The following is a 26,923-nucleotide window of genomic DNA, read 5'->3' as shown; positions in this document are numbered from 1 at the left end:
GACTACGCGTATCCAGCCCTCCTCATTCGAAGCTTCAACTCTTCAACGGCGGAGGACTGCGCGTCCTGCGGTCCGTCCTTTATGGCACGGATGGGATGTGCAGTGGATGCCAGGAGCAGCACCCGCCTGGGTGTGAGCTAACAAACCGTCAACTATTGGCAGGGTAAGACAGCCTCAGGGCTCTCTCATGAATGACCTGCCGGAAGGAGCGCCGGCATGCCCGTCGTAACTATGCGCCAGCTGCTTGACAGCGGCGTCCACTTTGGACACCAGACCCGCCGTTGGAACCCGAAGATGAAGCGATTCATCTTCACGGAGCGCAACGGCATCTACATCATTGACCTGCAGCAGTCGCTGTCCTACATCGACCGCGCCTACGAGTTCGTCAAGGCCACCGTTGCACACGGCGGCACCGTCCTCTTCGTCGGCACCAAGAAGCAGGCGCAGGAATCCATCGCCGAGCAGGCTACCCGCGTCGGCCAGCCGTACGTCAACCAGCGTTGGCTCGGCGGTATGCTGACCAACTTCCAGACCGTCTCCAAGCGCATCCAGCGCATGAAGGAACTGGAAGAGATCGACTTCGACGACGTCGCCGGTTCCGCTTACACGAAGAAGGAACTGCTGCTCCTTCGCCGCGAACTCACCAAGCTGGAAACCAACCTCGGTGGTATCCGCAACCTGACCAAGGCGCCGTCCGCGCTGTGGATCGTTGACACCAAGAAGGAACACCTTGCTGTCGACGAGGCCAAGAAGCTGAACATCCCGGTTGTGGCCATCCTGGACACCAACTGCGATCCCGACGAAGTTGACTTCCCGATCCCGGGCAACGACGACGCCATCCGCTCCGTCAACCTGCTGACCCGCGTTGTTGCCGACGCCGTTGCCGAAGGCCTCATCGCCCGCAACCAGCGCGCTACCGGCACCACGGAAGCTCCGGAAGAGCCGCTGGCCGAGTGGGAGCGCGAGCTCCTCGAAGGCAGCAAGACCGAGGCTGCTCCGGCCGCTGAAGAGGCTCCCGCCGCTGAGGCTGCTCCGGCTGCTGAAGAGGCTCCCGCCGCTGAAGCTGCTCCGGCCGCCGACGAAGCCAAGTAGTCAGACAAATAAATCTGGATCTCCCCACATGCTGCCCGCAGCGTAGGGGGTACTGACAGGATGGCCGCTCACTGGGTGAGCAGCCGTCCTGTCGGTCCGTACACCACATAAAATTTCTAGACAGAGGGGTTCACATGGCGAACTACACTGCCGCTGATATCAAGGCTCTGCGCGAGCGCACCGGCGCCGGCATGATGGATGTCAAGAAGGCTCTTGACGAAGCCAACGGTGACGCCGAGAAGGCCATCGAAATTATCCGCATCAAGGGCCTGAAGGGCGCTACCAAGCGCGAAGGCCGCTCGACCGCCGAAGGCCTGGTTGCTGCCAAGGTCGCGGACGGCGTCGGCGTGATGATCGAAGTCAACTGCGAGACCGACTTCGTCGCGAAGGCTGACAAGTTCATCCAGCTCGCCGACAAGGTCCTCGCCGTGGCTGTTGAGTCCGGCGCTGCCGACCTCGAGGCCCTGCTGGCCACCGAGGTCGACGGGAAGCCGCTGTCCGAGGTCGTCGTCGAAGAGGGCGCCGTTTTGGGTGAGAAGGTTGTTGTCCGCCGTATCTCCCGCATCGAGGGCGCAACGGTCGACGCTTACCTGCACAAGACCTCCAAGGACCTCCCGGCACAGGTCGGCGTTCTGTTCGCCGTTGACGGCGAAGGCGAAGCAGCTGACACCGCAGCCCACGACGTAGCCGTCCACATCGCCGCGATGTCCCCGAACTACCTCACCCGTGAGGACGTTCCGGCCGAGCTGGTCGATTCCGAGCGCCGCATCGCCGAGGAAACCGCCAAGGCCGAGGGCAAGCCCGAAGCTGCGATGACCAAGATCGTGGAAGGCCGCGTTACCGGCTTCTACAAGGGCGAGGTCCTCGTTGACCAGGCATTCGCCAAGGATGCCAAGAAGTCCGTCGCGCAGGTCCTCACAGAGGCCGGCGTCAAGGGAACCGCGTTCGCGCGTTTCCGCGTCGGCTCCTAGCCAGACACCAGTCAGACATGCTGAGGGGGTGGTCACTGCGGTGGCCGCCCCTTTTGCATGCATCCGGGACATGCATCTGCCTCCCGGGCACCGCAGGCCGGGCGGAATGACGCCTTTGGCCCCCGGCACGATAACCTAGCTCAGAGTTCACCAACGGGAAGGCACCATGGAAACCGTCACCACTTCAGCCCAGCCAAAGAAGACCCGGCGCCGGGTTCTGTTGAAGCTTTCCGGCGAGGTCTTCGGCGGCGGAAAGCTGGGCGTTGACCCGGATACCGTCCGCGGGGTTGCCAAGCAAATCGCCGCCGCAGTGCCCGACGTCGAGGTCGCCATCGTCGTCGGCGGCGGTAACTTCTTCCGCGGCGCCGAACTGTCCCAGAGCGGCATGGACCGCTCCCGCGCGGACTACATGGGCATGCTCGGCACCGTGATGAACTGCCTCGCGCTCCAGGACTTCCTGGAACAGGCCGGGGTGGAAACACGGGTGCAAAGCGCCATCACCATGGGCCAGGTCGCCGAAGCGTACATTCCGCGCCGGGCCATCCGCCACATGGAGAAGGGCCGCGTCGTCATCTTCGGCGCCGGGGCAGGCCTGCCGTACTTTTCCACGGACACCGTGGCGGCCCAGCGGGCAATGGAAGTCCACGCCGACGTCGTCCTGATGGCCAAGAGCGGCGTAGACGGCGTTTACACCGCCGACCCCAAGAAGGACCCCACCGCCGAGAAGCTCCACCACCTCAGCTACGACGATGCCCTCCGCCGCGACATCCGCGTGATGGACCAGACCGCCATGACCATGTGCAAGGACAACAACCTCACCATGGTCGTCTTCGGCATGGAAGGTGAAGGCAACGTCACCCGCGCCATCCTCGGTGAAGACCTGGGTACCGTTGTCACCCCCTAGCAACGGCTAGGATGTTTTCAGGACAGTTCCGCCACCGAATGACCGGTGACCACGCGGGATACACAGACGGAACGAAGACCGTGCCGCGTCCCGCCCGGCGGGACGCACCAATTTCTGAGGAGAGACCGTGATCGAAGAAACCTTGCTCGAAGCCGGGGACAAGATGGACAAGGCGGTCGAGGTAGCCAAGGAAGACTTCGCCTCGATCCGTACGGGCCGCGCGACGCCGGGCCTGTACAACAAGGTCGTCGTCGAGTACTACGGGACCCCGACGCCGCTGCAGCAGCTGGCCTCCTTCGCGGTGCCGGATGCCCGCACCATCCTCATCACCCCGTACGACAAGACGGCGCTGCGTGACATCGAGCGCGCCCTGAGTGATTCCGAGGTGGGCGCCAACCCCTCCAACGACGGCAACGTCATCCGGATCACCATCCCGGAGCTGACCAGCGAGCGGCGCAAGGAATACGTCAAGATCGTCAAGTCCAAGGGCGAGGACGCCAAGGTCTCCATCCGCAACATCCGCCGCAAGGCCAAGGAAACCCTGGACAAGCTGGTCAAGGACGGCGAGGCCGGCGAAGACGAGGGCACGCGCGGCGAAAAGGACCTGGACGCCCTGACCAAGGCGCACGTTGACGGAATCGACGAGCTGCTCAAACGCAAGGAAGCCGAGCTGCTCGAGGTCTGATGGGGGCAGAACAGGAGGCTCCCGGACCCCGCGTCCGGTTCCGGGGGAAAGAGCGGAAGAATCCGACACCGAAGGCCGGCAGGAACCTTCCCGCCGCCACGGCCGTGGGGCTTGGCATGCTTTTGGCCGTCCTGGGCGGCCTGCTCTTCCTCCCGCTGGGCTTTGTGCTCATTGTCACCGCGTTCGCTATTTTCGGCGTCTGGGAGGTTTTCCGGGCGTTGGAGGCCTCAGGCACCAGGCTTCCGATCGTGCCGGTCATGACCGGCACGGTCGCGATGCCCCTGGCGGCCTACTTTGGCGGCCCCGAAAGCCTGCTGTTCGCCATGCTGCTCAGCAGCGTTGCGGTGCTGCTGTGGCGTTCCCTTGAGGGTGCCGCCGGATCCGCGCGCAGCATTTTCGCCGGCGTCTTTTCCCTGGCCTGGGTCCCGTTCCTGATCAGTTTCGCCGTCCTGCCGCTGCACACAGCCGGAGGCGTGACGCCGATGGGTCTGTGGCCCGACGGCGTGGTGCCGCCCGGCGCCTGGCAAATCGCGACCCTGCTGCTCCTGGTCGTCTCCAACGACACATTCGGCTATCTTGTCGGGGCTTTCCTGGGGAAGCATCCGATGGCCCCCAAGATCAGCCCCAAGAAGACCTGGGAGGGCTTCGGCGGTTCGATCGCCGGAGCCATGGTCATCGGCGTGCTGGCGACCATCTTCGTGCTGGACAAGCCGTGGTGGGTCGGCGTCGTGCTCGCTGTGGGCATGGTGGCTGCGGCCACTGCGGGGGACCTTGCCGAATCCATGGTCAAGCGCGAGCTCGGCATTAAGGACATGAGCAGCATCCTGCCCGGACACGGGGGAGTGATGGACCGGCTGGACTCGATCGTGTTCGCTTCGCCTGTGGCCTTTATCCTCTTCGCGGCCGTCGCTGGGGCGTAGGCGCCTCCCGGACCCGTACTTCCGGCCCCTAGAATGGCGCCGGGCAAACCAGCCGAACGGCATCGAAGGAAACATAGTTACAGTGGACATTCAACGGCAGATTCCTGCGTCTTTTGACCGCGTACAGCGGAACCAATATGGCTACAACGCCAAGCAGGTCGACGAGTTCCTGCAGCGCGCACGGGTGTCGTTCGAATCCCCCAAGGCGGCCGGGCGGCCCGTCAAGAGCGCCGACGTCCGGGTCGTTTCCTTCGACCCGGTGAAGGGCGGCTATGCCGCGGCCGGCGTCGACGCGGCCCTGGACCGGCTCGAGGACGCCCTTGCCCGGCGGGAACGCGACGAACTGGTCGCCGAGCGGGGCGAGGAAGCCTGGCTCCGGGAAATCGGCAGGCTGGCCGGGCTGCTCCGGGGACGGCTGCACCGTCCGGACGGCCAGCGTTTCCGGCGTCCGGCCAAGCCGAAGGCCCGCAGCTACAACACCACGGACGTGGACGACCTCTGCCACGAACTGATCGGCTACCTCGAACACGATCAGCCGTTGAGCGTGGACAACGTCCGCCGCGCGGTCTTCCGCTCCGCTGTGGGCCGGGACGGCTACGAGGAAAGCCAGGTGGATGCCTTCCTGGAGCGCGTCGTCGAACTTATGGCCGCCATCGACTGACGGCCACAAGTACTACCGCTCGGTCGCCAGCGGCCGTTCCGGCGTGTGGAGCCTGGTCATGAGACGGGTGATCGCCCGCGGCACCCGGTCCTTCGTCGCACGGGACACCAGGACCATGACGGCGAATGCCGCGGGAACCGTCCACGCGGCCGGTTCGGCCAGCCACGACGGCGTCCCGTCGCCGGCCAGGACCGAGCCCGCCACCATCGCCCCGCCGCAAAGCACCCCGCCGGTCACCATGCCCGCGATCGCGCCCGCATCCGTCAGCCCCCGCCACCAGATGCCCAGCAGCAGCACGGGACAGATCGTGGATGCGGTGAACGCAAATACGAGCCCTACGCTTCCGGCCAGCGCCAAGGACTCCGTCATCGAGGCGATTCCCAGTGGCACGACCGCCGAGATCAGCGCAGCCAGCCGGAAACCGCGTACGCTGCCGCCGAGCACATCCTGGCTGATCACGCCCGCCAGGGAGACCACCAGCCCCGAGGTCGTGGACAGGAAGGCTGCGAACGCTCCGGCTACGACAAGGGCGGACAGCAGGTCCCCGGCCGGGCCGCCGACCATCCGGCCCGGCAGCAGCAGCACGAGCGCGTCGGCCTGGCCGCTCTGGGCCAGGCCCGGCGCGAACACGCGCCCGGTGAGCCCGTACGCCGTCGGGAACAGGTAGAAGACGGAGAGCAGGCCCAGGACAATCAGTGTGGTCCGGCGCGCCGACTGTCCGTCCGGGTTCGTGTAGAAGCGCACCAGCACATGCGGCAACCCGAGCGTGCCGAAGAGCAACGCGACGAGCAGCGAAATGGTCTGGTAGGGGCTGCCGGGCGCCAGGGCCGTGGGATTCGCGGCGGCCGGCGCCACCGCCGGCGAACCGTTCCCGGCCAGCACGAAGAGGATGACCAGGATCGGCACGGCAAGTGCCGTCAGCTTCAGCCAATACTGGAACGCCTGGACAAAGGTGATGGACCGCATCCCGCCCGCCACCACGGTCACGCAGACGACGGCGACCACCGCCACCTGCCCCACCCACGCCGGCAGGCCGGTGGTGATCCGGATGGCAAGGGCCGCACCGTGGAGCTGCGGGACAATGTAGAGCCAGCCGACCAGGACCACCACGAGGCTGGTGACGCGGCGGACGGCGCGTGAATCGAGGCGCGCTTCGGTGAAGTCGGGAATGGTGTACGCGCCGGAGCGCCGCAGGGGAGCGGCCACGAACAACAGCAGCATCAGGTATCCGGCGGTGTAGCCCACGGGATACCAGAGGGCGTCGGTGCCGGAGAGCACGATGAGCCCCGCGACGCCGAGGAAGCTCGCGGCAGAGAGGTACTCGCCGCCGATTGCCGAGGCGTTCCACCAGGGCCTGACAGTGCGTGAGGCCACGTAGAAGTCACCGGTGGTGCGCGAGACCCGCAGCCCGTAGAAGCCGATGACAGCAGTCGCCAGTGAGACGGCGGCGAACGCCGCGATGCTGAGGACGGGGTTCACGGCACGATCACTTGTCCCCGGCGAGGTCGCGGTAGCGTGCCTCGTTCCGCGTAGCGGTCCGGACGTACAGCCAGGCGCTGAGTCCGATCACGGGATAGATCCCCGCGCCCAGGAGGACCCAGTCGAAAGGCAGCCCCGCAATCGTGGATCCCGCCAGCCCCGGGACCAGTCCGAGCATGAGCGGGAAGGCGAGCAGGATCAGCAGGAAACCCCCGGCGACGACGAGGCCCAGCCGAAGCTGCGAGCGGATCAGGGAGCGGACGAACACCTGCCCGGCATCGGATTCCTCCGCGGCTTCGCGGGCATCGGAGGCCGGCTGCGCGGCGCGCGGCCCAGTGCCGCCTTGGCCAGTGCCGCCTTGTACAGCGCTTCCCTGTGCCGTGCCGCGAGGCGCAGTGACGCGGACCCGGGTCATGCCTGCGGCCGGATCCGGGTCGCCTCCAGCTTGTCCCGCACGGAGGGCAGATGCCGGCGGCTGATGGGCAGTTCGGCCCCGGCCACCGTGACGCTTGGCCGTGCCGCAGCGAGCTTCATGTGGCTGACGTGGTTCAGCGCGATGAGGTAGGAGCGGTGGATGCGGATGAAGCCGGCGTCGGCCCATTGTTGTTCGAGGTCGGCCAGCGGCACCCTGATGAGGTAGCTGGAGTCCGTCGTGTGCAGCCTGGCGTAGTCGCCCTGCGCCTGGACGTACGTGACGTCCTCGCGCCGGATCATCCTGGTGGTGCCGCCCAGGTCCACGGTGATCATCTCCGGCGCAGGGGCCCCGTCCTTGAGGAGTTCGCTGATGCGGCCGATGGATTTGGCCAGCCGGTCGGCGCGCACGGGTTTGAGCAGGTAGTCCACGGCGGCGAGCTCGAAGGCCTCCAGGGCGCAGTCCTCGTCCGCGGTGACGAAGACAACCGCGGGCGGATGGGCGATGCGGGAGATGACCCGGGCGATGTCCAGCCCGGACAGGGCGGGCATGTGGATGTCGAGGAAGACGGCGTCGACGTCCTCGGCCTCCAGGGCCCGCAGGGCCTCGGCGCCCGAGGAAGCGCGGTGGATGGTGCCGATCCGCTCATCCTTGCCGAGCAGGAAGGCCAGTTCCTCAACGGCGGGGAGCTCGTCGTCGGCGACGAGGACGTTAATCATGGTTCCAGACTACTGCCGCAGGCATTTTGACCTGCTCAGGCGTCGTGACGGGGCTGTGACTTGGGCACGCGCATCGTGATCAGCGTCCCCTCCCCGGGAGCCGTCTCGATGACGAGCCCACTCTCCTCGCCGTAGACCTGCCGCAGGCGGGCGTCGACATTGCGCAGCCCGACATGGTCGCCGTCGCTGTGCCCGGCGAGGACGGACCGCAGCTGTTCCGGATCCATGCCCACGCCGTCGTCCTCGATCGTCACCTCGGCATACGCCCCCGAGTCGTTGGCCGTGATCGAAATATGGCCGGGGCCTTCCTTGGCCTCGAGCCCGTGCCGCACCGCGTTCTCCACGAGCGGCTGCAGGCTCAAGAACGGGATCACGGTGCTGAGGACCTCGGGGGCGATCCGCAGGCTCACCTGCACGCGGTCCCCAAACCTGGCCCGCTCCAGCAGCAGGTAGCGGTCGATGCAGCGCAGTTCCTCGGCCAAGGTGGTGAAATCGCCGTGGCGGCGGAAGGAATAGCGGGTGAAGTCGGCGAATTCGACGACGAGTTCCCGCGCGCGCACCGGGTCGGTGTTGATGAAGGACGCGATCGCGTTGAGCGAGTTGTAGATGAAGTGCGGGCTGATCTGGGCCCGGAGCGCACGCACTTCGGCCTCCATCAGGAGGGTGCGCGAGGCGTCCAGTTCGGCAAGTTCCACCTGCGTGGCCACCCAGTCGGCCACTTCGCCCGTGGCCCGGACGAGTCCCGCGCCGGCGGACGGGGCGAATGCCGCCACGACCCCCACCACCCGTGTCCCGGCCCGGATCGGGGCAATCACGACGGCGCGCTCCACGTCAGTGGTCAAGGCCCCGGAGGCGTCCCCGTCGGCCAGCAGCGCAAGTTCGCCGGCTGGAATGACGGCGATATGGCCGTCGTCAAGCACCTTGGCGGCGAGCCCCATCAGTGCCGGCTTGAGCTCCTCGCCGGCGCCGTCCCACGCCAGCACACCCGTCGTGTCCGTGATGGCCAGCGCGTCGCAGCCCAGCAGGCTGCGCAACTGCCGGCTGGCCTTGGCCGCGCCGGCAGGGTTCAGGCCGGTCCGCAGGTACTGCCCGGCCCGAGAAGCCGCGTGCAGCGTCTTGTACGTCGCCCGCTCGGCGTCCGTGCCCAGGTCCCGGAACGAGCGGAGGACCTTGAGCCCCACGGCGACGACGACGGCGATCGCCATGGCGATCACTGCCACGGCGGCGGCGGTAAACAGGGGAGAGTCCGGCATGGTGCCAGCGTACCGCCGGTGCCTGCCAGGCGCCGTTTGGCGCAGCATCCCGACCGTTGAGCGACGCACGGCGCCTCGGTTCTGGAATGTAATCCACGTCACGTTGCACAGTGGGTGCAGTCGCATTGGCCGAAGTGCTGTTTCCAGCAGACCAGGCAGCCGGTGTGGGCTCACCACTCAATGAGGAGGAACGATGGGTCACGACGCCCACGAGACGGACGCTGCGGCGGCCGTGGACTTCAAGGAAGTCCAGTCGACGGAGCGGTTCCAGGAACTTCGCAAACGTCACCGCAGCTTTGTCTTTCCCATGGCCATTGCATTCCTGCTCTGGTATTTCGCCTACGTCCTGCTGGCCGACTATGCGGTCGGGTTCATGTCCACCAAGGTCTGGGGCAACGTCAACGTCGGGCTGATCCTGGGCCTGCTGCAGTTCGTGTCCACGTTCGCCATCACGGGCTGGTACGTCAGCTACTCCAACCGGAAACTTGACCCGATCGCCGCCGAGATCCGTCATGGAATCGAAGGCCACGAGTTCGACCAGCACGGCAACCGAGTGAGCGGAGCAGCGCAATGACCTTCATGGTTCCCGCAGTCAACGTTGCGGATCTCAAAGACACCACCGCGCTGAACATGGGCATCTTCGCCCTGTTCGTCGCGATCACCATGGTCATCGTCATCAGGGCCAGCCGCAACAACAAGACCGCTGCGGACTATTATGCTGCCGGCCGGTCCTTCACGGGCCCGCAAAACGGCACCGCCATCGCCGGCGACTACCTTTCCGCGGCCTCGTTCCTGGGGATCACTGGCGCTATCGCCATCAACGGCTATGACGGCTTCATGTACTCCATCGGATTCCTCGTCGCCTGGCTCGTGGCGCTGCTGCTCGTGGCCGAACTGCTGCGCAACACCGGCAAGTTCACCATGGCCGACGTCCTCTCGTTCCGGCTTAAGCAGCGCCCCGTGCGGATCGCGGCCGCCATTTCGACGCTGGCCGTCTGCTTCTTCTACCTCCTGGCGCAAATGGCCGGAGCCGGCAGCCTGATCTCCCTGCTGCTCGGAATCAGTGACTGGGGCGGCCAGGCACTCGTGATCGTCGTCGTCGGGGCCCTCATGATCATGTACGTGCTGATCGGCGGCATGAAGGGCACCACCTGGGTCCAGATCATCAAAGCCATGCTGCTCATTGCCGGCGCCGCCGTCATGACCTTCTGGGTCCTGGCAATCTACGGCTTCAACCTCTCCGACCTGCTCGGCGGTGCGGTGGAGACCTCGAAGAACCCGAACATGCTGAACCCGGGCCTGCAGTACGGCAAGACCGAGACCTCCAAGCTGGACTTCATGTCTTTGGGCCTGGCGCTTGTCCTGGGCACCGCTGCCCTCCCGCACGTGCTGATGCGCTTCTACACGGTGCCGACCGCCAAGGAAGCCCGCAAATCCGTGGTGTGGTCCATCTGGCTGATCGGCATCTTCTACCTGTTCACCCTGGTCCTGGGCTACGGCGCCGCTGCGCTGGTGGGTGCAGACACGATCAAGGCGGCTCCGGGCGGCGTCAACTCGGCTGCGCCGCTGCTGGCCTTCCACCTCGGCGGACCGCTGCTGCTCGGCTTCATCTCGGCCGTGGCGTTCGCCACGATCCTGGCGGTTGTCGCGGGCCTCACGATCACCGCGGCGGCGTCCTTCGCACATGACATCTACGCCAACGTCATCGCCAAGGGCAAAGCAGACGCCGCTACCGAGGTCAAGGTGGCACGCCGCACGGTTGTCGTGATCGGGCTGCTCGCCATCGCCGGCGGAATTTTCGCCAACGGCCAGAACGTTGCCTTCCTCGTGGCGCTCGCCTTCGCAGTGGCGGCCTCCGCCAACCTCCCCACGATTGTGTACTCGCTGTTCTGGCGCCGGTTCACCACCCAGGGCGCCGTGTGGAGCATGTACGGTGGCCTCGCCGCGGCCATCATCCTCATCGCTTTGTCCCCGGTGGTCTCGGGCACCAAGACCTCGATGATCCCGGGCGCCAACTTCGCGATCTTCCCGCTGAGCAACCCCGGAATCGCCTCCATCCCGCTCGCCTTCTTCCTGGGCTGGCTCGGGACCGTGCTGGACAAACGGAAGGAAGACACCACCAAGCAGGCCGAGATGGAAGTCCGCTCCCTCACGGGCGTAGGCGCAGAAAAGGCCACGAACCACTAAGGGGGGGCGGGCGCCTCCGGTGCGGGCGAGCCCTCTGGCGTCACCCGTAACAACAGAGCCACCCTTAAAACCGGCGCCACCGTCGAGAACAGGAGCTCCCGCGCGCTGCGCGGGAGCTCCTGTCCTTAACCCTCGACAGAGCCCCGTTCCAGCAATGGCTGGATCCGGAAGGGGATCAGCTCGCCCATGGCCAGGGCAGTATCCGTCCGGTCGACGCCGTCGCACGCCAGGATCTTGCCGTTAATCCGGAACAGGTCCTCGGCGTCGAGCGCTACGACGCGCAGGAGGAGGTCGGCCGAGCCGGTCAGGCCGTAGCCCTCCAGGATTTCGGGGATGCCGGCCAGTTCCACCGCCAGCTGGCCGAGCTTTTGCTGCTGGACATGCACGGAGATGAAGGCCATCAGCGGGTAGCCCAGCGACGCCGGATTGATGCGCCGCTCAAAGGACATGAAAACGTGCTTCTTCTCCAGCTGGGCCATCCTGGCCTGCACGGTGTTCCGCGACAATCCGAGCTTCTGGGCCAGCGCTACAACGGTGCGCCGGGGATCGTGGGCCATGGCCGAAAGCAGCCGGGTGTCCGTGCCATCCAAGGGTTGCATAATGCGCAAGATTAGCACGGTCCCGCCGCCCACGACAGTGCATAATGCTCAACTTTTTCACGGGTGGTTGTACCCGATGAGCATTGTGAGTAGGGTCACAAATATCCGGGGCAACGGCGCCCGGGCGGCTGGTGCGCCGCGGGATCACGAGTCCTGTGAGCGCCGGTCAGACGACGTCAGAAGGTTGCGGACAACTGTGTTTACCGACGACGCGGGCAAGGGCGGCATTGCCGCCGGCGGCCCGGGCAACAGTGCAGAATCAAACAGGCGCACGGGCGGGGACCTCCTCCAGCTCATCACCCCGGCGGGTGAACGCGTTAGCCATCCCGAGTTCGACCAGTGGGTCCAGGACGTCAGCGATGACCAGCTCATCTCCCTCTACGAGGACATGGTTGCGATCCGCCGGATCGACTCTGAGGCCACCGCCCTGCAGCGCCAGGGCGAGCTCGCCCTCTGGCCGCCGCTGCTGGGCCAGGAAGCATCCCAGATCGGATCGGCGCGGGCCCTCCGCGACGACGATTTCGTTTTTCCCAGCTACCGCGACAACGGCGTCGCCTACGTCCGCGGAGTGAACCCCGAGGACATCGTCAAGGCCTGGCGGGGCAACGCCCTGGCCGGCTGGGACCCCTACAGCGTCAACGTCGCCACGCAGCAGATCATCATCGGCGCCCAGACACTCCACGCCACCGGCTACGCCATGGGCATCCAGAACGACGGCGCCGATTCGGTCGCCGTTGCCTACTTCGGCGACGGGGCCACAAGCGAAGGCGACGTCAACGAAGCCCTGGTCTTCGCCGCGAGCTTCCAGTCCCCCGTGGTGTTCTTCTGCCAGAACAACCACTGGGCCATCTCCGAGCCGGTCATGCTACAGTCCCACATCCAGATCGCGGACCGCGCCGCCGGCTTCGGCATCCCCAGCATGCGCGTTGACGGCAACGACGTCCTGGCCGTCATGGCCGCTACCCGCATCGCCACCGACCGGGCCCGCCGGGGAGGCGGCCCCACCTTCATCGAGGCCGTCACCTACCGTATGGGCCCGCACACGACGGCGGATGATCCCACCCGCTACCGGGACGCCAACGAGCTCGAGGACTGGGCCGCCAAGGACCCGATCAAGCGGCTGAAGTCCCTGCTGGAGCGCAAGGGACTGCTCAGCGAGGAAGTCGAAGCCGCGGTCACCGCCAAGGCCGACTCGGTCGCCAAGAGGATGCGGGCCGGCACCATCAACATGCCCGAGCCGCAGCCGATGGATATCTTCAAGAACGTCTACAGCACGCCGCATTCCGGGCTTGACCGCCAGCAGAACCACTATTCCCGCTATCTGGCTTCCTTCGGCGATCCCGCAGAAGCCGCTTCTAAAGAAGGTGCACGCTGATGACGCAGATGACCTTTGCCCGAGCCATCAATTCGGGCCTGCGCAAGTCCCTCGAAAACGATCCCAAGGTGATCCTCATGGGCGAGGACATCGGAACCCTCGGCGGCGTCTTCCGCGTCACGGACGGCCTGCAGAAGGACTTCGGCAAGCACCGCGTCGTGGACACCCCGCTCGCCGAGTCCGGGATCATGGGCACGGCCGTCGGCCTGGCCTACCGCGGCTACCGCCCCGTTGTGGAGATCCAATTCGACGGCTTCATCTACCCGGCGTTCGACCAGATCGTCAGCCAGGTAGCCAAAATGCACTACCGGACCCAGGGCGCCGTCAAGATGCCCATCACCATCCGCGTGCCCTTCGGCGGCGGCATCGGTTCCCCGGAGCACCACTCGGAATCTCCCGAGGCGTACTTCACCCACACCTCCGGGCTGCGCGTCATTAGCGTCTCCAACCCGCAGGATGCTTACACGATGATCCAGCAGGCCATCGCCTCGGATGATCCGGTGCTCTACTTCGAGCCGAAGCGCCGCTACCACGACAAGGGCGACGTGGATGAGACGCTTGACCTCGGAGCCGCCCTGTCGATGGAAAAGGCCCGCGTGGTCACCGAGGGCACGGACGTGACCCTTGTGGCCTACGGACCGCTCGTCAAGACAGCCCGGGACGCGGCCCTCGCCGCAGCCGACGAAGGCGTCTCGATCGAGGTCATCGACCTCCGCTCGCTGGCTCCGGTGGACTTCGCGACCCTGGAAGCCTCAGTCCGCAAGACCGGCCGGCTCGTCATCACGCACGAGGCCAGCCAGTCCGGCGGCATCGGCGCCGAGGTCGCAGCCAGCATCACCGAGCGCTGCTTCTACCACCTTGAGGCCGCCCCCGTCCGGGTCACCGGCTTCGACGTCCCGTACCCGTACTCAAAACTTGAAATGCACCATCTGCCGGGCCTGGACAGGATCCTGGACGGCGTCGACCGCGCCCTGGGCCGCCCCAACTCCCTGAGCGGACTGGAAGGATGACCGCCACCATGATCAAAGAGTTCAGGCTCCCGGATCTTGGTGAGGGTCTCACTGAATCGGAAATCGTCGCCTGGAAGGTCGCGGTAGGGGATACCGTCGCGCTCAACCAGATCATCGCGGAGGTGGAGACGGCGAAGGCCGTCGTCGAGCTTCCTTCGCCGTTCGCGGGCGTCGTCACGGCCCTGCACGAGCAGCCGGGCACGGTTGTCGAAGTGGGGAAGCCGATCGTTTCGTTCGAAGTTGAGGGGGACGACGGCGCTGCCGCCGACGGTGCGGGGGACTCTGGCACCGCCAAGCGGGAGCCGAACCTCGTCGGCTACGGCGCAGTCCTCGAAAACTCCGGACGCCCCGCCAGGCGCACCCGCACCTTCGCCTCGCCGGTGGCCTCCGCGGGTGAGGCTGCCCCGGTGGTCGAGCCCGTCCGGGCGACGCCGGCGGCCGCCCCGGCGGTTGAACCTGCCCCGGCGGTTGAACCTGCGCCGGTGCTTGCGCCTGCGCCGGTGCTTGCTCCCGCAGGGAGCCACGCCGTCGAACGTCCGCGGTCCACGCCGCCGGTCCGCAAGCTGGCCAAGGATCTCGGCGTCGACCTCGAGGCTGTCACCGGCACGGGGGAGCGCGGGCTCATCACCCGTGACGATGTCCGGAACTTCGTCGGCGGCGGGGACCTGCCTGCGGCTGCCCAGGAACTCGCCGGCGTGCCTCCCCAGAGCCTGGCCCCCGCGCCGGGTGCCCGCGAGACGCGCACGCCGATCAAGGGCGTCCGCAAGTTCACGGCCGCCGCGATGGTGTCCAGTGCCTTCACGGCCCCGCACGTCACGGAATTTCTGACCATTGACGTCACGCCGACCATGGAGCTGCTGGCCCGGCTCAAGGCCAGCCGCGCGTTTGCCGGTTACAAGCTCACGCCGCTGACGCTCGTGTCCAAGGCCGTGCTGATCTCGCTGCGGAACCACCCCACCCTCAATACCCGGTGGGACGAGGCAAGTCAGGAGATTGTCCAGTTCAACTACGTGAACCTGGGCATCGCCGCCGCCACACCCCGCGGACTGACCGTTCCGAACATCAAGGACGCGGACCGGATGTCCCTCCTCGAACTGTCCACCGCCCTAAGCGCGCTCACGGATACGGCCCGGGCCGGCAAGACCAGCCCCGCAGATCTGTCCGGCGGCACCATCTCCATCACCAACATTGGTGTCTTCGGCATCGACGCCGGCACGCCGATCCTGAACCCGGGCGAGGCTGCCATCCTTGCCCTGGGCGCGGTCCGGAAGATGCCGTGGGAGTACCAGGACGAGGTTGCGCTGCGCCAGGTCATGACGCTGAGCCTGTCCTTTGACCACCGGCTCGTCGACGGCGAGCAGGGCTCGCGCTTCCTGCAGGACCTCGGCGCCATCCTGGCCGACCCGGGCATGGCGTTGGCGATGGTCTAGTCGACCCGCAATTCACCAAAGCTGCCGGCTGTCCCTTTTTGGGACGGCCGGCAGCTTTGTGGGCCGATCCGGGTGTCAGTCTTTATTCAGTTTCTCCGCGAGCATCACGATGATTCCGCTGGGACCGCGGACGTACGTGAGTTTGTAGACGTCGCCGTAGGTCGCCACGCCGCGTAGCGGACGGCATCCGTGCTTCGCAGCTATCTCCAGGGCTTTGTCTATGTCGTCGACCGAGAAGGCCACCCGGTGCATGCCGATCTCGTTGGGACGAGTTGGGTTCGTCTCGATCGCTTCCGGGTGGATGTATTCGAAGAGCTCAAGTCGTCCTTGACCGTCTGGGGTCTGGAGCATCGCAATGTTGGCGTGGTTGCCATCAAGCCCGACGGCAGTGTCGGTCCACTCGCCGCTGACCGTATCACGGCCGACGAGGGTGAGCCCGAGGTCGGTGAAGAAAGTGATTGTTGCATCGAGGTCGCGAACGGCGATACCGACGTTCTCAAGTTTGATGGCCATGCGTTGAAGCTACCAAGGCGGACCGACTAGCTCCAGTGGCGAGCCGCGGACTCCACTGAACAACCTTGGGGAGCCGTTGAAGCGAGGCCACTGCCCGCAAGCCGATCCTTTACCGGGCGCTAAGACAATGCATGTCCAGGACCGCGGCCGGGAGCCGTGAAGCCCTCGAAGGCACCGCCGTCAGGACATTGGGCCTCGGTTGGATGCTCGCGACCGCCCTCAAAGAGATATCCGGCGCAGACCCCAGGCCGAAGCTCGGAGCACAGCACGCACTCCGTCAATTTTGGGGTCGCTTCAGAAGACGGAATGAATACCACCATAAGGAGCCTCCGATTTCTACAAACCGCCCTTCAGTAGGGTGTAGGAATGACCCCACATCATGACCCGCGGGCGCAGGCAGCAGTTGTAGGCACGGGCCGTTGGATTGCCGCCGCGAGGGCGCTTGAGACTGCCCGTCCGGACCGGCTTTTCAACGATCCGTGGGCCGGGCTTCTGGCGGGAGAAAGCGGGAAAGCCACCTTGGAAGCCGCGGACTACAATCCGTTTCTGCCGGTCCGCACACGATATTTTGACGATCGCATCCTCAGCGCCGCCCGGAAGGACTCGCAGATCGTCCTGCTTGGCGCCGGTTTGGATACCCGGGCCTTCCGCCTGCCGCTCCCGGCCTCCTGCAGCGTGTTCGAGATCGACCACGCTGAGGCGTTCACGGAGAAGGAAGCCATCCTGCGCGCCGCACCGGCCCGTTGTGAACGAAGGTGCGTCCACGCCGACCTATCCGGCCCTTGGACCTCGGCCCTTCTCGATGCAGGCTTTGACCGACGCACACCAACGATCTGGGTTGCCGAGGGACTCTTCTTTTACCTGGCCGATGCCGATGCCGAGTCCCTGATCTGCGACGCCGCAGCTTTGTCTGCCGGAGGGTCCACCTTCCTGGCGGATATCTTTGGCACCGGTCTGTTGGCGTTGGAAGGCATGGCACCGCTGGTGGCCGCGCGCACGGGTGCCGGCCGGCCGCTGCCCTTCTGTACAGATTCCCCCCAGACACTTTTTCGCGGCGGCGGCTGGAGCGAGTCGGCGGTGGTCCAGCCCGGACAGCCCTCAGCAAACTTCGGTCGACTAACCCAGGCCGCCGGTACGAGGGACGCCGGGCAGCAATCCAATCTCCGCACCTACCTGGTGACGGCCACGCTCTGAGGACGCGAGCCGGGCACACGAGATCCGCTGCCCGCAGAATTTCGCTCGAGTTACGCCTCAGGAGCAAGTTTGAAGGAAGCTTGTGGCACCGGGGCGTTCGTGGAAAGTCACAGTGTGGCCGCTGTCGTCGTGGAAGACGGCCTGCGAGCCTGCCACGGTGATGGTGCCCGATTGGTAGGGGTTGCCCCAGCCCGCAGGGGGATTTCCGTGGCCGTCGTTCAGCGGTTGGTCGGCGAGGAAGAAGGTGTCCTGCACCCGTGCCTCATAGATGCCGCAATGAGTGAAGAGGGCGAAAGGGACACTTGAGACGGGGGTGGTTGCCGGACTTGTCGAGGCATCGACTGTCGGCCCTCCCGGCGCCGCACATCCGCTCATCACCGCCATCGCGGCCGCCGCAGCGGCGATGGCTCGAACATATCGAGTTGCCATGCGCCAAGGCTCTCTGACGACAGGCGCGCGGTCAAGAACCTGGGCATCTCGATTGCATAACCCGGCGAGCGAGGGCGGAATGCATCGCAAACGTGCGTCCGTTTGAGGATGGCCAGGGGACATGCGTTCGTTGGCTTAGCGCGATCCTTGGGCATGCGATACGGGCACAGCCCGCGACGACCGCCTGAATCCGCCCCGTCCTACCGGGACCGGAAAGACTCGTCCCAACCAAGGGGCCTCACCGTGCGGCGCTAATGGATCGGCGCGTGTGCTCGTGGCGTTACCAACGTGCGGGCTGTGGGCTATGAGGCGGACTCAAGCCAGGCGCTTACGGCGTCCCGTGCGGCGGCGGGCTGCTCGTGGAACAGGAAGTGACCGGCACCTTCGACGACGGTGAACCGGGCCGCGGGCAGTGCTTCTGCTATCTCTTCGGCAGCGTTGAGAGGGATGAGACGGTCCTGGGCTCCGTGGATGATCGCTGTCGGGCAGGCGATGGACGGCAGAATCGCGCGGAGATCGGCGCGCTGCACGACTGCCTGCTGCTGTCGGAGAAAGGCTTCTGCGCCGACGGGGGTTGTCATGGAGCGCCAGGTGGCGAGGAGTGCCTCGTCGGATTCGTTGCCTGCTGCGACGACGCCAGGGAAGGCGGCGTCGACAAGAGCGTCGAAATGCCCGTCTTCAACGAGCGCGGACTGGCGCGCCCGCGCCTGGATCTGCTCCGTGGAGTCGGCCCGGGCGGACGTGCTGACGAGCGCGAGAGCTGTGACACGATCGGGCGATTGTCGGATGACTTCGAGGGCGACGTACCCTCCCATGCTTGTTCCGAGAACAGAAATGTCGCCGACGTTCTCGCGGAGGATCCGTGCGGCCATGGCCGCGATGGTGTCGTCGTGGCGGGTGTCGGCCAAAGTGACCTGCCCGCGCGTCCAGACGGTATCGAGCACCGGGGCGTATGCGAGCGGAGTGCAGAGCAGAGGCGGTATCAGAACAATCTTCACATTCACAGTCTTGCTGCACCCACCGGCATTGGCCTAACGAAGCAGGCGTTCTGGTTCACGGGGTCATGAAACTTCAGAATGGTCCAGAAGGAAGGCATAGACCGGAGCCTGGCGGACCGTGCCGCCGAGGATTCGGCTACGGGGCTGGCTCGTGTTGCTGAGTAGGTGGGCGTAATTGGTCGGACGGCCGGCGGCCGCACCCGAGGTTTGCGTGCGCCGGCCTCGATTTCCACATTGCGACGAACGCAAACACGGCTATGAGGAAGGCCGCGAAGGCCAGCGCGTGGAGGACGAGCCACAGTCCAGTCTGATGCGGAAGCCGCAAGCTCATGTCCCCTGCCGCATCCGCTCGATTGACGAAAGTGTCATCGATGGGCGTCCAGGGAACTACCGCCATAACGCTGAGCCCAAACATGACCGGGGCGAGGGCGAACACGATGATCGTCCACACCAAAGGCCTCACAACTGACTGCATTACACCGGCATTACACCGGCATTACACCGGCCACGAAAGCTGTAGCGCGGTAGGTGAGTCGCAGGCGGAGCTCGTGGGCGGATAGGCCGGTGTTCTCGCGTGGGACGCACAAGGCGGTCGTTCAAGCACCATCATCGGCGCCACTACCGGGCGGGATCTGGTGATCTGCGAGTCCCAATTGAAGGTGGCGCGTTTGCTGTTCGCGGACTTCGATGTGCCGGTGGGCCATATTGGGGCGCAACCGTTTCCGTTTAAGGCTGAGGTCGCCGGGGGCGCAGCAGGCACATTCCGGACTACCTGCTGCCCATCGACGTGGGGCCGCGCGGTCGTGGAGTACTTCCCCGACCGCGCGGAGGAATCGCGCTCAGCGCCTCGTCTCGTACCTGGTCAGGACCACGCCGCCGGGAAACGTCCGCGTCTCCACCAGGTTCAGGTTCACCCAGCTGTCCAGCAAGGTGAAGAACGGGGTGCCGCCGCCCACCAGGACCGGATAGGTGGCTAGCGCGTATTCGTCAATCAGTCCGGCCCGCATGGCCGCGCTGGCGAGCGTTGCGCCGCCGACGCTCATCGGGCCGCCGTCCCCGGCCTTGAGCCGGGTGATCTCGGCGATCGCGTCGCCGGTGACCAGACGGGTGTTCCAGTCGACCTTGTCGATCGTCGAGGAGAACACCACCTTCGGCATGTCCCGCCAGTTCCGCGCGAACTCGATCTCCCCCGGGGTGGCGTTGGGCTGCTGGTCGCCGGTCGGCCAGTAGGAGCTCATGGTCTCCCACAACTTGCGCCCGTACAGCGACAGGCTGCTGGCCCGCTCCTGGTCGAGCCACCACTGGAACAGTTCGTCGCTCGGCCCGCTCCAGCCGATGTCGTCGCCGGCCGCGGCGATGTAGCCGTCCAGGGTTAGATTCATGCCGTAGATCAGTTTCCGCATGGCGCTAGCCTTCCGTCTCGTAGTGGTCGAGGGCGTCATTGAACTTTGTCGTCCCGCATATGATCGGCAGCATACTGTCTCTCACGGAGCCACCGTAACTGCCCATGATCTGGATGCCATAGCCTTCGGTCCGTCTTTCAACTGAGCTGCCCGGTTAAGGATCGTTTACCGGGCACCTAGGGCAGCGAACTGTCTCGTCGGAGGGCGTCGGGGCATCCGGACGCCACCGCTCGTTTTGCGAAGTGCGATTATCTCAGGCTCTCGAACACCATCGTTGCCTGGATGCGGTCACCGCCGCCGATTCCCTTGCTCCCGCTGCTGGCGGTGGTTATGGTGTGGAGTCGATAGCCTTTCGCGGCCTGATCGTTGAGGGCCTTCTCCAGGGAGGTCAGGTTGCCCGAACCGGTTCCCCACAGTTTCTCCTTGAGGATCACCTGCACGACGACATACTGCATGACACGACTTCCTTTCGTTGCTGGTCAATTGGGGCCACGCTACTCGACGCGGCGGGGCGCTCCTCCGGGGCGTTAGCGACGGCGCCTCAAGGGTATCGGCAGTGCACGGTGTCGACGTCACTCCAGCGACACTGAACAAGACGGCGTCACGATTCGGTGTCGAGTAGATCGGCGCGCACACCAACATGTACCTCTGCGACCCTCAGTAATCCGGACAGCACTTTGGCATCGCGAAGCACGATGAGCTGTCCTTCGTCCCGGGGCCCGTAAGCCGGTCCTCACAATTTCCGAATCAACACCGCCGCGTTTCCGCAGCCGGCCAATTGCCGTACGACCCGCTGGCGTGTATTTGGCGGCGTTATGTGGCGCGGTCAGGTGCCGGTGAGCAGGGTTTCGCGGGCTGCTGAGACGACTTCCCTGATGATGCTGCTCTACTTGTGGAGGGGTTGGTTCAGGGCGACGCTGATGGTCTGGCCCGGGGCAAGTTCCCCGGCGGGTAGGTCGGTGAATAAGTACCAGACGCGGTCGGTGCCGGTGAGCGGGCGGTTCGCCCATCCCAGGTCTGTCACGCTGAAGCGGAACGATATCTGGCGCTCGGTGTCCCCGGGGGCCGTGGTGTAGGTCAGGGGGATCCCGTCGGCGTCGGCGGTGAAGGTGCCCCGGGCACCGTCAATCGTGAGCTCCCCGGGCATGAGCCTGACCCTGGTCCCCGCGGGGATGGGCTGGTCCGTGGTGAGGGAGGGGTTGTACTGCAGCAGCTGGTCCGTGGTGGACCGGAATTTGTAGCCGAGGCTGTCGAAGGAGTCGCCGTCGACGGTGGTGTAGAAGATGGCTTGACCGAATGAATTGTTCACGGTTGCTCCCGCGCCGGCCCGGCTGTCGACCGGGTTCTTCTGCAGCTGGATGTGGTTCCCGGCACGGACAAAGTAGGTGTTGCCCTTCTCGTACACGTACGGGACCTTGTTCGCTTCAGCCAACTGCTCGCCGGTGAGCCCGAACCGGTATGTGATCCCGTCGAGGGTGTCATTGGGTTCAATCACGTAGCTGATGGGGATGCCGCTGGCGTCGACGACGGCCGCACCCTTCGCCCCGGTGATCGGACCCGGGGCGGGGATCAGTCGCAGCTTCGTGCCCGCCACCAGTCGTGCGCCTTGGTCGAGGCCATTGAACTCGGCGAGCTTTGCCTCGGAGACGCCGAAGGATGCAGCCACTCCCGCAGACGTGTCACCGGAGACGGTGGTGTAGTAATCCACGTTCCCAAACGAGTCGGTAACAGTGGGGCCAGCCAGGGAAGACTTCCCCGGGCCAGCCTGTGTCGCCCTCACAGTGGCCTCACCGACGGTCGGCGCCGCAGCCGTGTTCTCCGGACCCGTGACGAAACCCGTGGCGACGAGTATGCCGGCCGCGACCGCCGCGACCGCCGCTGCCGCAAGCCCGGCAGCAGTGAAACGCCCCCAATGGCGTTTGGCCGGCGCGCGGTGGAAGTCGTGGACGGATCCGCCAACGGCGGGGTGGGTGACCTCAGAATTGACGAACGACAAAGACCGCCGGCGGCTGCGGATCAGTTCCTCCTCGGTGATCGTGCGCGCAGGATCGGCGGCTGAAAGGAGGTCCGCCGCGGAGTGGTCCTGGCTCATTCTGTTGCTCCTTCTGACACCGTCTGCTGCTGAAGTATTCGGCCTAGTTCCTTGCGCGCCCGGTGCAGGCGCATTCGCACGGCAGCCGCCGATGTGTTGAGCAGATGGGACACTTCGACGGCGGTGAGTCCGTCCCGGTACGTCAGCAGTAACACCTCCCGCTCCTTCGGGGACAGGCGGTCGATGCCATCACGGACGGCGGATCCCCCGGCGGATGGTCCATGGACGCGCTCGAAGCGCAAAGCTCCGATGAGTCCGGCCGACCGGGATAAAGACCTGTCATGATTTCGGAGCACGTTCCTGGCCACGCCGAAAAGGACGATGACCGAGAGGTCATCGGCGTGTCCGGACTTCTCCCAGACAATCCTGAAAACCTCAGCGCACAGGTCCTCCGCGGTGGCGGCGCCGTCCGTCCTGCGCCGAAAATAGCGGTAGATACGGTCGTGGGCCGCCGTGTGAGCGGCCAGGAACCGTTTCTCCCTCTCCAGATCCACCCGTTCCCCCATCGTTTGCAAGCTCATGCCCTGTTAATGTCCGGCAGCCAACAAACTGTAACGAGAATCCTAAAAAACTCTGGGAACGGCGAAAACTGATTTGGCGGATCGGAAACGTTCCGGGTCCGGCGGACGAGCAGGCCGTCCCGATGTGCGAGATCTGCGGCGGCCAGTGCCAGCTCTTCGGCGTCATGCCGGATCTGGTTATGCACGCTGGCCTTCGGATCGCGGCAGCCCGTGAGCAGAACTGCGCCGGACGGAAGTATCGCCACCAGCCAACTTGCACGTCTCATTCATCCCCAATATGCAATTCCTCCTTCTCAAGCCCACCCGCTCCTGGAGCTGTTCAGTGGGTTGTTGAAGAGCGGGCACAGAGGAGCCTCTCCGAGCGTGTGCATCCCTTTTAGCCACCCGACCGCCGGGTACGGGTCAACGATTCCTCCTGGTCGTCCCAGGAGGGGATCCGCAAACAGGAGCCCCATGTCTACCGGCACATGTCACGCAGCCACCTCCTCAAACCGACCGGGCGTCAGGGCGCCGGGCTGACCGAGCCTGACGCCAGGGGCGCCGGGGCAAGCCTGGCCGCCGGCTGCCATCTCCGCCGCGCAGCCGCCTGGCTAAGTCTGAAGTTCTCGGCTATCTGCCGCCCGGAATTTCGGGCTTCTCCGCTAGGCCCCGGCACCTTTCCAGAGTAGAGAAGGTCAGTTTGCAACTTGCCGGCAAGCGCCTCACAGCGTGCTCGGGATGGTGATTTTCTGTCCAGGGGCGACTAATAGCTCTGCTCCCTGGCCGCGGATTGATAGATTGGCACCCCGGATTGCGTATCCGGGAAGCCCGAACCGGCTACTAAGTCCTGCGACCGTGTCCTCGGCCTCGATGATGTAGGTCCCGGTTCCATCCGGGTTGGGCTCAAATCGCCCGCCGGCTCCCTTTTGGGGAACGTCTCTCCCACGCAAATCAATGACCGCACCGGCTTTGAGTGTCGTCGATCTGTTGAAAGCTCGGAGGATCTCAGCTTTCATTCCGAATTCGCGCGACCGTTTCCCAGGTATCGCCGTCAACACAGGTGTACTGCATGACCAGGACATACTTATTCAGCTCCGTCTTACCGTTCAGGGATCCTGCTGCACCCGCGGGTGGCGGGGAAGTGGAGGCTGAGGCCGAAGCAGTCGCTTTCGCTGGATTCACGTCCATGACCGGACTCCTCTTCGACAGGTGGGGTGCAGCCATCCCGCGGGGCGATTGCGGGGGGTCGGGGGTCACTCTGAAGGGGGATTGGGCCTTGGCCACCCGGATCTGCGGTGTGTCCGGGCCAAAGTGCCCCCGCTGTGCGCCGCGGCGGTAAGGGCGGCGGGCCCCGGCCGGAAGACGCCCGGTACCCAGGAGGTGACAGATGTCGGCTGCCGGAGGTGGCTTCGTTCCTGGCCGGGCTGTTTTACGTGGTCGCCTCGTGGGGGTGCCCCCGTGGCGGGGCACTTTGAGGATAATTTTCGACGGCGGCGGCCCAGGTGAGGGCGTGGCCGCGCCAAAGTGCCCCCGGAGTGAGCCCAGAATGATCCCGGGCACCGGGCACCGGGCACCGGGCACCGGGCACCGGGCACCGGGCAGCCGACGGCCAGGACGGATGCTGTCAGGCGGAAGGCGCGGCCGGGGCCATTAGGGCAGCCAGCGCCATGCTCTCCAGCAGCGGGCGGGCACGTTTGATCGCCAGCCTGCGGCCGTGGGCGCGCACCGAGTGCGGTGTGGAGTTGATCAGGCCGAAGGTAGCGTGTGCCCGCATCCGCAGTTCGGCTGCCTCGGTCCCTTCGTGCAGCCCGGCCAGGACGTCGACCCAGAGCTCCACATAGCTGCGCTGGAGGGTGCGGACCTCGGACTGGTCCTCGCCGGCCAGGTTGCTGAAATCCTGGTCCTGGACGCGGATGACGTCGGGGTTCCTCAGGGCGAAGTCCACGTGGAACGCCACCAGGTGCGACAAGGCGACGGCGGCGCCGTCGGACTCCGCCACGACCCTGCGGCCGCCGTCGAGCAGGTCCTGGCTGGCGCTCAGCAGCAAGGCGCCGAGGACGGCCTGCTTGCCGGCAAAATGCCGGTAGACCGCCGGGCCGCTCACGCCCGCGGCGGCACCGAGGTCCTCAAGGGAGACGCGGTTGAAGCCCTCGATGGCGAAGAGGGCGGCGGCGGCGGACAGAAGGGCCTGCCGCCGGTTCTCCTTGGCCTGGCTCCGCTGGGTGCCCGCCTGGGTGCCCGATTGGGGATCGGACTGGGTGGTCGGGCTGGGTTCGGTCACCGGCACATCTCCTCGTGGACGCTTCCTGCACGCCGCGGATTCCGCCACTTCCGGTTCCGCCGCCGCGCCCGCGGAGGACGCGCCTGTGTTGGACATCACAGTTAATAGAGACTAACCTAAATCTCAGTTATGCGGTACTAACCGAAATGGCTGGGCGGCCCGCCGGGCGGGCTCCGGCACCAAGGTCAGGGAACGGAAGCAGTCAATGGAGACAATCGCCAGCCGGGTGGATGCCACAAGCGCCGCCTTCGCCGCGAACCGCGAGGCCCAGCTGGGGCTGGCCCGCGAGCTGAAGGAACGGCTCGCCGCCGCCGCCCTGGGCGGGCCGGAAAAATCGCGGGAACGCCACGTGGCCCGCGGCAAGCTCCTCCCGCGCGAGCGCATCAACCAGTTGCTGGACGACGGCAGCCCCTTCCTCGAAATTGCCCCGCTGGCCGCCAACGGCATGTACAACGATGACTCACCGGGCGCAGGGGTCATTGCCGGCATCGGCCTCGTGCACGGCCGCCAGGTCCTCGTGATCTCCAACGACGCCACCGTCAAGGGCGGCACCTACTATCCGATGACGGTGAAGAAGCACCTCAGGGCGCAGGAAATCGCGCTGGAGAACCGGCTGCCCTGCATCTACCTCGTGGACTCGGGAGGGGCCTTCCTGCCCAAGCAGGACGAGGTCTTCCCGGACAAGGAACACTTCGGCCGGATCTTCTTCAACCAGGCCAGGATGTCCGCGGCCCGCATCCCGCAGATCGCGTCCGTCATGGGCTCCTGCACCGCCGGCGGCGCCTACGTCCCCGCGATGAGCGATGAGACCGTGATTGTCCGCAACCAGGGCACCATCTTCCTGGGCGGCCCGCCGCTGGTGAAGGCCGCCATCGGCGAGATCGTCACGGCCGAGGAGCTCGGCGGCGGCGACGTGCACTCGAAGATCTCCGGCGTCACGGACCACCTGGCCGAGAACGATGAGCATGCCCTCCAGATCGTCCGCGACATCGTTGCCACACTGCCGCGGCCTGCCGCCCCCGTCTGGGACGTGGACACCGCCGTCGAACCCCTCGCGGATCCGGGGGAGCTCTACGGTGCCGTCCCCACCGACGTCAACGCCCAGTACGACGTCCGCGAGGTGATCGCCCGGCTGGTGGACGGCAGCCGCTACCACGAGTTCAAAAAAAATTACGGCGCCACCCTGGTCACCGGCTTCGCGAAGCTGCACGGCCACCCGGTAGGCATCGTGGCGAACAACGGCGTGCTCTTCAGCGAGTCCTCGCTCAAGGGCGCGCACTTCATCGAACTCTGCGACCAGCGCGGTATCCCGCTGATCTTCCTGCAGAACCTCTCCGGCTTCATGGTCGGCAAGGACTACGAACAGGGCGGCATCGCCAAGAACGGCGCCAAGATGGTCACCGCCGTCGCCACCGCCCGGGTCCCCAAGCTCACGGTCGTGATCGGCGGGTCTTTCGGCGCCGGCAACTACTCGATGTGCGGACGGGCATACTCGCCGCGCTTCCTGTGGATGTGGCCGGCCTCCCGGATCTCGGTCATGGGCGGCAACCAGGCCTCCAGCGTGCTGGCCACCGTGAAGCGGGACCAGTACGAGGCCCGCGGCGAGGAGTGGTCCGCCGCGGACGAGGAAGCGTTCAAGGCCCCGATCAAGGCCCAGTACGAGGACCAGGGCAGCCCCTACTACTCCACCGCCCGCCTGTGGGATGACGGTGTGATCGACCCCGCGGATACCCGCACCGTCCTGGGGCTGGCGCTCGACGTCGTCTCCCGCACCCCGCTGCCGGAGTCCTCCTTCGGCCTGTTCCGGATGTGAGCC

At 65.9% G+C, this 26,923-nt stretch carries 26 protein-coding genes; 13 read left to right on the top strand and 13 right to left on the bottom strand.

The genetic code is table 11. The features are described from left to right. Positions 1–216 precede the first annotated feature (216 nt). The 6 genes from rpsB to AC1DES_RS07675 all read left to right on the top strand — a co-directional run bounded on the left by rpsB (position 217) and on the right by AC1DES_RS07675 (position 5,233). Positions 217–1,092 carry a 30S ribosomal protein S2 gene (gene rpsB / locus AC1DES_RS07700; protein ID WP_476895112.1) on the top strand — a complete coding sequence of 292 codons (876 nt, stop codon included), beginning with the start codon at positions 217–219 and terminating at the stop codon, positions 1,090–1,092. 134 nt (positions 1,093–1,226) lie between these two features. Continuing rightward, the gene (gene tsf / locus AC1DES_RS07695; protein ID WP_476895111.1) at positions 1,227–2,063 is read left to right on the top strand and encodes a translation elongation factor Ts; all 837 of its coding nucleotides are present in this window, start codon (positions 1,227–1,229) and stop codon (positions 2,061–2,063) included. A gap of 166 nt (positions 2,064–2,229) precedes the next feature. Next, positions 2,230–2,967: a UMP kinase gene (gene pyrH, locus AC1DES_RS07690; RefSeq protein WP_476895110.1), complete on the top strand. Its 738-nt coding sequence runs from the start codon at positions 2,230–2,232 to the stop codon at positions 2,965–2,967. A gap of 127 nt (positions 2,968–3,094) precedes the next feature. Beyond that, positions 3,095–3,652, top strand: a complete 558-nt coding sequence (gene frr, locus AC1DES_RS07685) for a ribosome recycling factor (protein WP_476895109.1) — start codon at positions 3,095–3,097, stop codon at positions 3,650–3,652. Next, entirely contained in the window at positions 3,652–4,572 is a 921-nt protein-coding gene (locus AC1DES_RS07680) for a phosphatidate cytidylyltransferase (RefSeq protein WP_476895108.1), read from the top strand. Before frr ends, AC1DES_RS07680 begins: the two co-directional genes overlap by 1 nt. 82 nt (positions 4,573–4,654) lie before the next feature. Continuing rightward, a complete protein-coding gene (locus AC1DES_RS07675) occupies positions 4,655–5,233 on the top strand; it encodes a DivIVA domain-containing protein (RefSeq protein ID WP_476895107.1) in 579 nt (192 codons plus the stop codon). 12 nt (positions 5,234–5,245) lie between these two features. Here the strand turns inward: AC1DES_RS07675 and AC1DES_RS07670 are convergent, their stop codons facing one another. Genes AC1DES_RS07670 through AC1DES_RS07655 form a run of 4 tightly spaced genes read right to left on the bottom strand, consistent with a single transcriptional unit; the run spans position 5,246 to position 9,096 of the window. Beyond that, positions 5,246–6,712 carry a sodium/solute symporter gene (locus tag AC1DES_RS07670; protein WP_476895106.1) on the bottom strand — a complete coding sequence of 489 codons (1,467 nt, stop codon included), beginning with the start codon at positions 6,710–6,712 and terminating at the stop codon, positions 5,246–5,248. A gap of 7 nt (positions 6,713–6,719) precedes the next feature. Continuing rightward, positions 6,720–7,127, bottom strand: coding sequence for a DUF485 domain-containing protein (locus tag AC1DES_RS07665; protein ID WP_476895105.1), 408 nt, complete (start codon positions 7,125–7,127; stop codon positions 6,720–6,722). Next, positions 7,124–7,843: a LytR/AlgR family response regulator transcription factor gene (locus AC1DES_RS07660; protein WP_476895104.1), complete on the bottom strand. Its 720-nt coding sequence runs from the start codon at positions 7,841–7,843 to the stop codon at positions 7,124–7,126. Before AC1DES_RS07660 ends, AC1DES_RS07665 begins: the two co-directional genes overlap by 4 nt. 35 nt (positions 7,844–7,878) lie before the next feature. Next, positions 7,879–9,096: a histidine kinase gene (locus tag AC1DES_RS07655; RefSeq protein ID WP_476895103.1), complete on the bottom strand. Its 1,218-nt coding sequence runs from the start codon at positions 9,094–9,096 to the stop codon at positions 7,879–7,881. Between the two features lie 193 nt (positions 9,097–9,289). Here AC1DES_RS07655 and AC1DES_RS07650 point away from each other — a divergent pair, with 193 nt between their 5' ends. Continuing rightward, positions 9,290–9,670 carry a DUF485 domain-containing protein gene (locus AC1DES_RS07650; RefSeq protein ID WP_476895102.1) on the top strand — a complete coding sequence of 127 codons (381 nt, stop codon included), beginning with the start codon at positions 9,290–9,292 and terminating at the stop codon, positions 9,668–9,670. Further along, complete coding sequence (locus AC1DES_RS07645; protein ID WP_476895101.1) at positions 9,667–11,283, top strand: solute symporter family protein; 1,617 nt, start codon at positions 9,667–9,669, stop codon at positions 11,281–11,283. Before AC1DES_RS07650 ends, AC1DES_RS07645 begins: the two co-directional genes overlap by 4 nt. Positions 11,284–11,408: 125 nt before the next feature. Here AC1DES_RS07645 and AC1DES_RS07640 read toward each other — a convergent pair whose 3' ends face one another. Then, positions 11,409–11,882: an Lrp/AsnC family transcriptional regulator gene (locus tag AC1DES_RS07640; protein ID WP_476895100.1), complete on the bottom strand. Its 474-nt coding sequence runs from the start codon at positions 11,880–11,882 to the stop codon at positions 11,409–11,411. Between the two features lie 196 nt (positions 11,883–12,078). Here AC1DES_RS07640 and pdhA point away from each other — a divergent pair, with 196 nt between their 5' ends. The 3 genes from pdhA to AC1DES_RS07625 are packed head-to-tail and all read left to right on the top strand — an operon-like array spanning position 12,079 to position 15,697. Further along, on the top strand, positions 12,079–13,257 hold the full coding sequence (gene pdhA, locus AC1DES_RS07635) for a pyruvate dehydrogenase (acetyl-transferring) E1 component subunit alpha (RefSeq protein WP_476895099.1): 1,179 nt from the start codon (positions 12,079–12,081) through the stop codon (positions 13,255–13,257). Continuing rightward, positions 13,257–14,267, top strand: coding sequence for an alpha-ketoacid dehydrogenase subunit beta (locus AC1DES_RS07630; RefSeq protein ID WP_476895098.1), 1,011 nt, complete (start codon positions 13,257–13,259; stop codon positions 14,265–14,267). The genes pdhA and AC1DES_RS07630 overlap by 1 nt, the downstream gene beginning before the upstream one ends. Then, positions 14,264–15,697, top strand: coding sequence for a dihydrolipoamide acetyltransferase family protein (locus AC1DES_RS07625; RefSeq protein WP_476895097.1), 1,434 nt, complete (start codon positions 14,264–14,266; stop codon positions 15,695–15,697). The genes AC1DES_RS07630 and AC1DES_RS07625 overlap by 4 nt, the downstream gene beginning before the upstream one ends. Positions 15,698–15,772: 75 nt before the next feature. Here the strand turns inward: AC1DES_RS07625 and AC1DES_RS07620 are convergent, their stop codons facing one another. Next, positions 15,773–16,210, bottom strand: a complete 438-nt coding sequence (locus AC1DES_RS07620; protein ID WP_476895096.1) for a VOC family protein — start codon at positions 16,208–16,210, stop codon at positions 15,773–15,775. Between the two features lie 366 nt (positions 16,211–16,576). On the opposite strand from AC1DES_RS07620, the gene AC1DES_RS07615 reads away from it, so the two are divergent. Further along, a complete protein-coding gene (locus AC1DES_RS07615) occupies positions 16,577–17,404 on the top strand; it encodes a class I SAM-dependent methyltransferase (RefSeq protein ID WP_476895095.1) in 828 nt (275 codons plus the stop codon). 57 nt (positions 17,405–17,461) lie between these two features. Here the strand turns inward: AC1DES_RS07615 and AC1DES_RS07610 are convergent, their stop codons facing one another. The 7 genes from AC1DES_RS07610 to AC1DES_RS07580 all read right to left on the bottom strand — a co-directional run bounded on the left by AC1DES_RS07610 (position 17,462) and on the right by AC1DES_RS07580 (position 25,107). Further along, positions 17,462–17,833, bottom strand: a complete 372-nt coding sequence (locus AC1DES_RS07610) for a hypothetical protein (RefSeq protein ID WP_476895094.1) — start codon at positions 17,831–17,833, stop codon at positions 17,462–17,464. A 302-nt stretch (positions 17,834–18,135) separates the two neighbouring features. Then, positions 18,136–18,831 carry an alpha/beta fold hydrolase gene (locus tag AC1DES_RS07605; RefSeq protein ID WP_476895093.1) on the bottom strand — a complete coding sequence of 232 codons (696 nt, stop codon included), beginning with the start codon at positions 18,829–18,831 and terminating at the stop codon, positions 18,136–18,138. An 839-nt stretch (positions 18,832–19,670) separates the two neighbouring features. Further along, on the bottom strand, positions 19,671–20,234 hold the full coding sequence (locus AC1DES_RS07600) for a dihydrofolate reductase family protein (RefSeq protein WP_476895092.1): 564 nt from the start codon (positions 20,232–20,234) through the stop codon (positions 19,671–19,673). 248 nt (positions 20,235–20,482) lie between these two features. Then, positions 20,483–20,689, bottom strand: coding sequence for a DUF4177 domain-containing protein (locus tag AC1DES_RS07595; protein WP_476895091.1), 207 nt, complete (start codon positions 20,687–20,689; stop codon positions 20,483–20,485). A 431-nt stretch (positions 20,690–21,120) separates the two neighbouring features. Continuing rightward, positions 21,121–22,326, bottom strand: a complete 1,206-nt coding sequence (locus AC1DES_RS07590) for a LysM peptidoglycan-binding domain-containing protein (protein WP_476895090.1) — start codon at positions 22,324–22,326, stop codon at positions 21,121–21,123. Next, entirely contained in the window at positions 22,323–22,847 is a 525-nt protein-coding gene (locus AC1DES_RS07585) for an RNA polymerase sigma factor (RefSeq protein ID WP_476895089.1), read from the bottom strand. Before AC1DES_RS07585 ends, AC1DES_RS07590 begins: the two co-directional genes overlap by 4 nt. A gap of 1,603 nt (positions 22,848–24,450) precedes the next feature. Continuing rightward, positions 24,451–25,107, bottom strand: coding sequence for an SACE_7040 family transcriptional regulator (locus AC1DES_RS07580; RefSeq protein ID WP_476895088.1), 657 nt, complete (start codon positions 25,105–25,107; stop codon positions 24,451–24,453). Positions 25,108–25,312: 205 nt separating this feature from the next. On the opposite strand from AC1DES_RS07580, the gene AC1DES_RS07575 reads away from it, so the two are divergent. Continuing rightward, entirely contained in the window at positions 25,313–26,920 is a 1,608-nt protein-coding gene (locus tag AC1DES_RS07575) for a carboxyl transferase domain-containing protein (RefSeq protein ID WP_476895087.1), read from the top strand. Positions 26,921–26,923 lie beyond the last annotated feature (3 nt).

It is taken from the genome of Arthrobacter sp. 05T442 (genome assembly GCF_056395945.1).
This window is presented reverse-complemented; position numbering and strand designations above follow the sequence as displayed.

Coding starts and splice junctions, on each gene's coding strand:
- AC1DES_RS07595 (WP_476895091.1), bottom strand. CDS start 20,689: ATGCAGTATGTCGTCGTGCAGGTGATCCTCAAGGAGAAACTGTGGGGA.
- pyrH (WP_476895110.1), top strand. CDS start 2,230: ATGGAAACCGTCACCACTTCAGCCCAGCCAAAGAAGACCCGGCGCCGG.
- rpsB (WP_476895112.1), top strand. CDS start 217: ATGCCCGTCGTAACTATGCGCCAGCTGCTTGACAGCGGCGTCCACTTT.
- AC1DES_RS07625 (WP_476895097.1), top strand. CDS start 14,264: ATGACCGCCACCATGATCAAAGAGTTCAGGCTCCCGGATCTTGGTGAG.
- AC1DES_RS07650 (WP_476895102.1), top strand. CDS start 9,290: ATGGGTCACGACGCCCACGAGACGGACGCTGCGGCGGCCGTGGACTTC.
- AC1DES_RS07575 (WP_476895087.1), top strand. CDS start 25,313: ATGGAGACAATCGCCAGCCGGGTGGATGCCACAAGCGCCGCCTTCGCC.
- AC1DES_RS07665 (WP_476895105.1), bottom strand. CDS start 7,127: ATGACCCGGGTCCGCGTCACTGCGCCTCGCGGCACGGCACAGGGAAGC.
- AC1DES_RS07640 (WP_476895100.1), bottom strand. CDS start 11,882: ATGCAACCCTTGGATGGCACGGACACCCGGCTGCTTTCGGCCATGGCC.
- AC1DES_RS07655 (WP_476895103.1), bottom strand. CDS start 9,096: ATGCCGGACTCTCCCCTGTTTACCGCCGCCGCCGTGGCAGTGATCGCC.
- AC1DES_RS07680 (WP_476895108.1), top strand. CDS start 3,652: ATGGGGGCAGAACAGGAGGCTCCCGGACCCCGCGTCCGGTTCCGGGGG.
- AC1DES_RS07630 (WP_476895098.1), top strand. CDS start 13,257: ATGACGCAGATGACCTTTGCCCGAGCCATCAATTCGGGCCTGCGCAAG.
- AC1DES_RS07620 (WP_476895096.1), bottom strand. CDS start 16,210: ATGGCCATCAAACTTGAGAACGTCGGTATCGCCGTTCGCGACCTCGAT.
- tsf (WP_476895111.1), top strand. CDS start 1,227: ATGGCGAACTACACTGCCGCTGATATCAAGGCTCTGCGCGAGCGCACC.
- AC1DES_RS07590 (WP_476895090.1), bottom strand. CDS start 22,326: ATGAGCCAGGACCACTCCGCGGCGGACCTCCTTTCAGCCGCCGATCCT.
- AC1DES_RS07610 (WP_476895094.1), bottom strand. CDS start 17,833: ATGGCAACTCGATATGTTCGAGCCATCGCCGCTGCGGCGGCCGCGATG.
- AC1DES_RS07645 (WP_476895101.1), top strand. CDS start 9,667: ATGACCTTCATGGTTCCCGCAGTCAACGTTGCGGATCTCAAAGACACC.
- AC1DES_RS07615 (WP_476895095.1), top strand. CDS start 16,577: ATGACCCCACATCATGACCCGCGGGCGCAGGCAGCAGTTGTAGGCACG.
- AC1DES_RS07600 (WP_476895092.1), bottom strand. CDS start 20,234: ATGCGGAAACTGATCTACGGCATGAATCTAACCCTGGACGGCTACATC.
- AC1DES_RS07585 (WP_476895089.1), bottom strand. CDS start 22,847: ATGAGCTTGCAAACGATGGGGGAACGGGTGGATCTGGAGAGGGAGAAA.
- AC1DES_RS07660 (WP_476895104.1), bottom strand. CDS start 7,843: ATGATTAACGTCCTCGTCGCCGACGACGAGCTCCCCGCCGTTGAGGAA.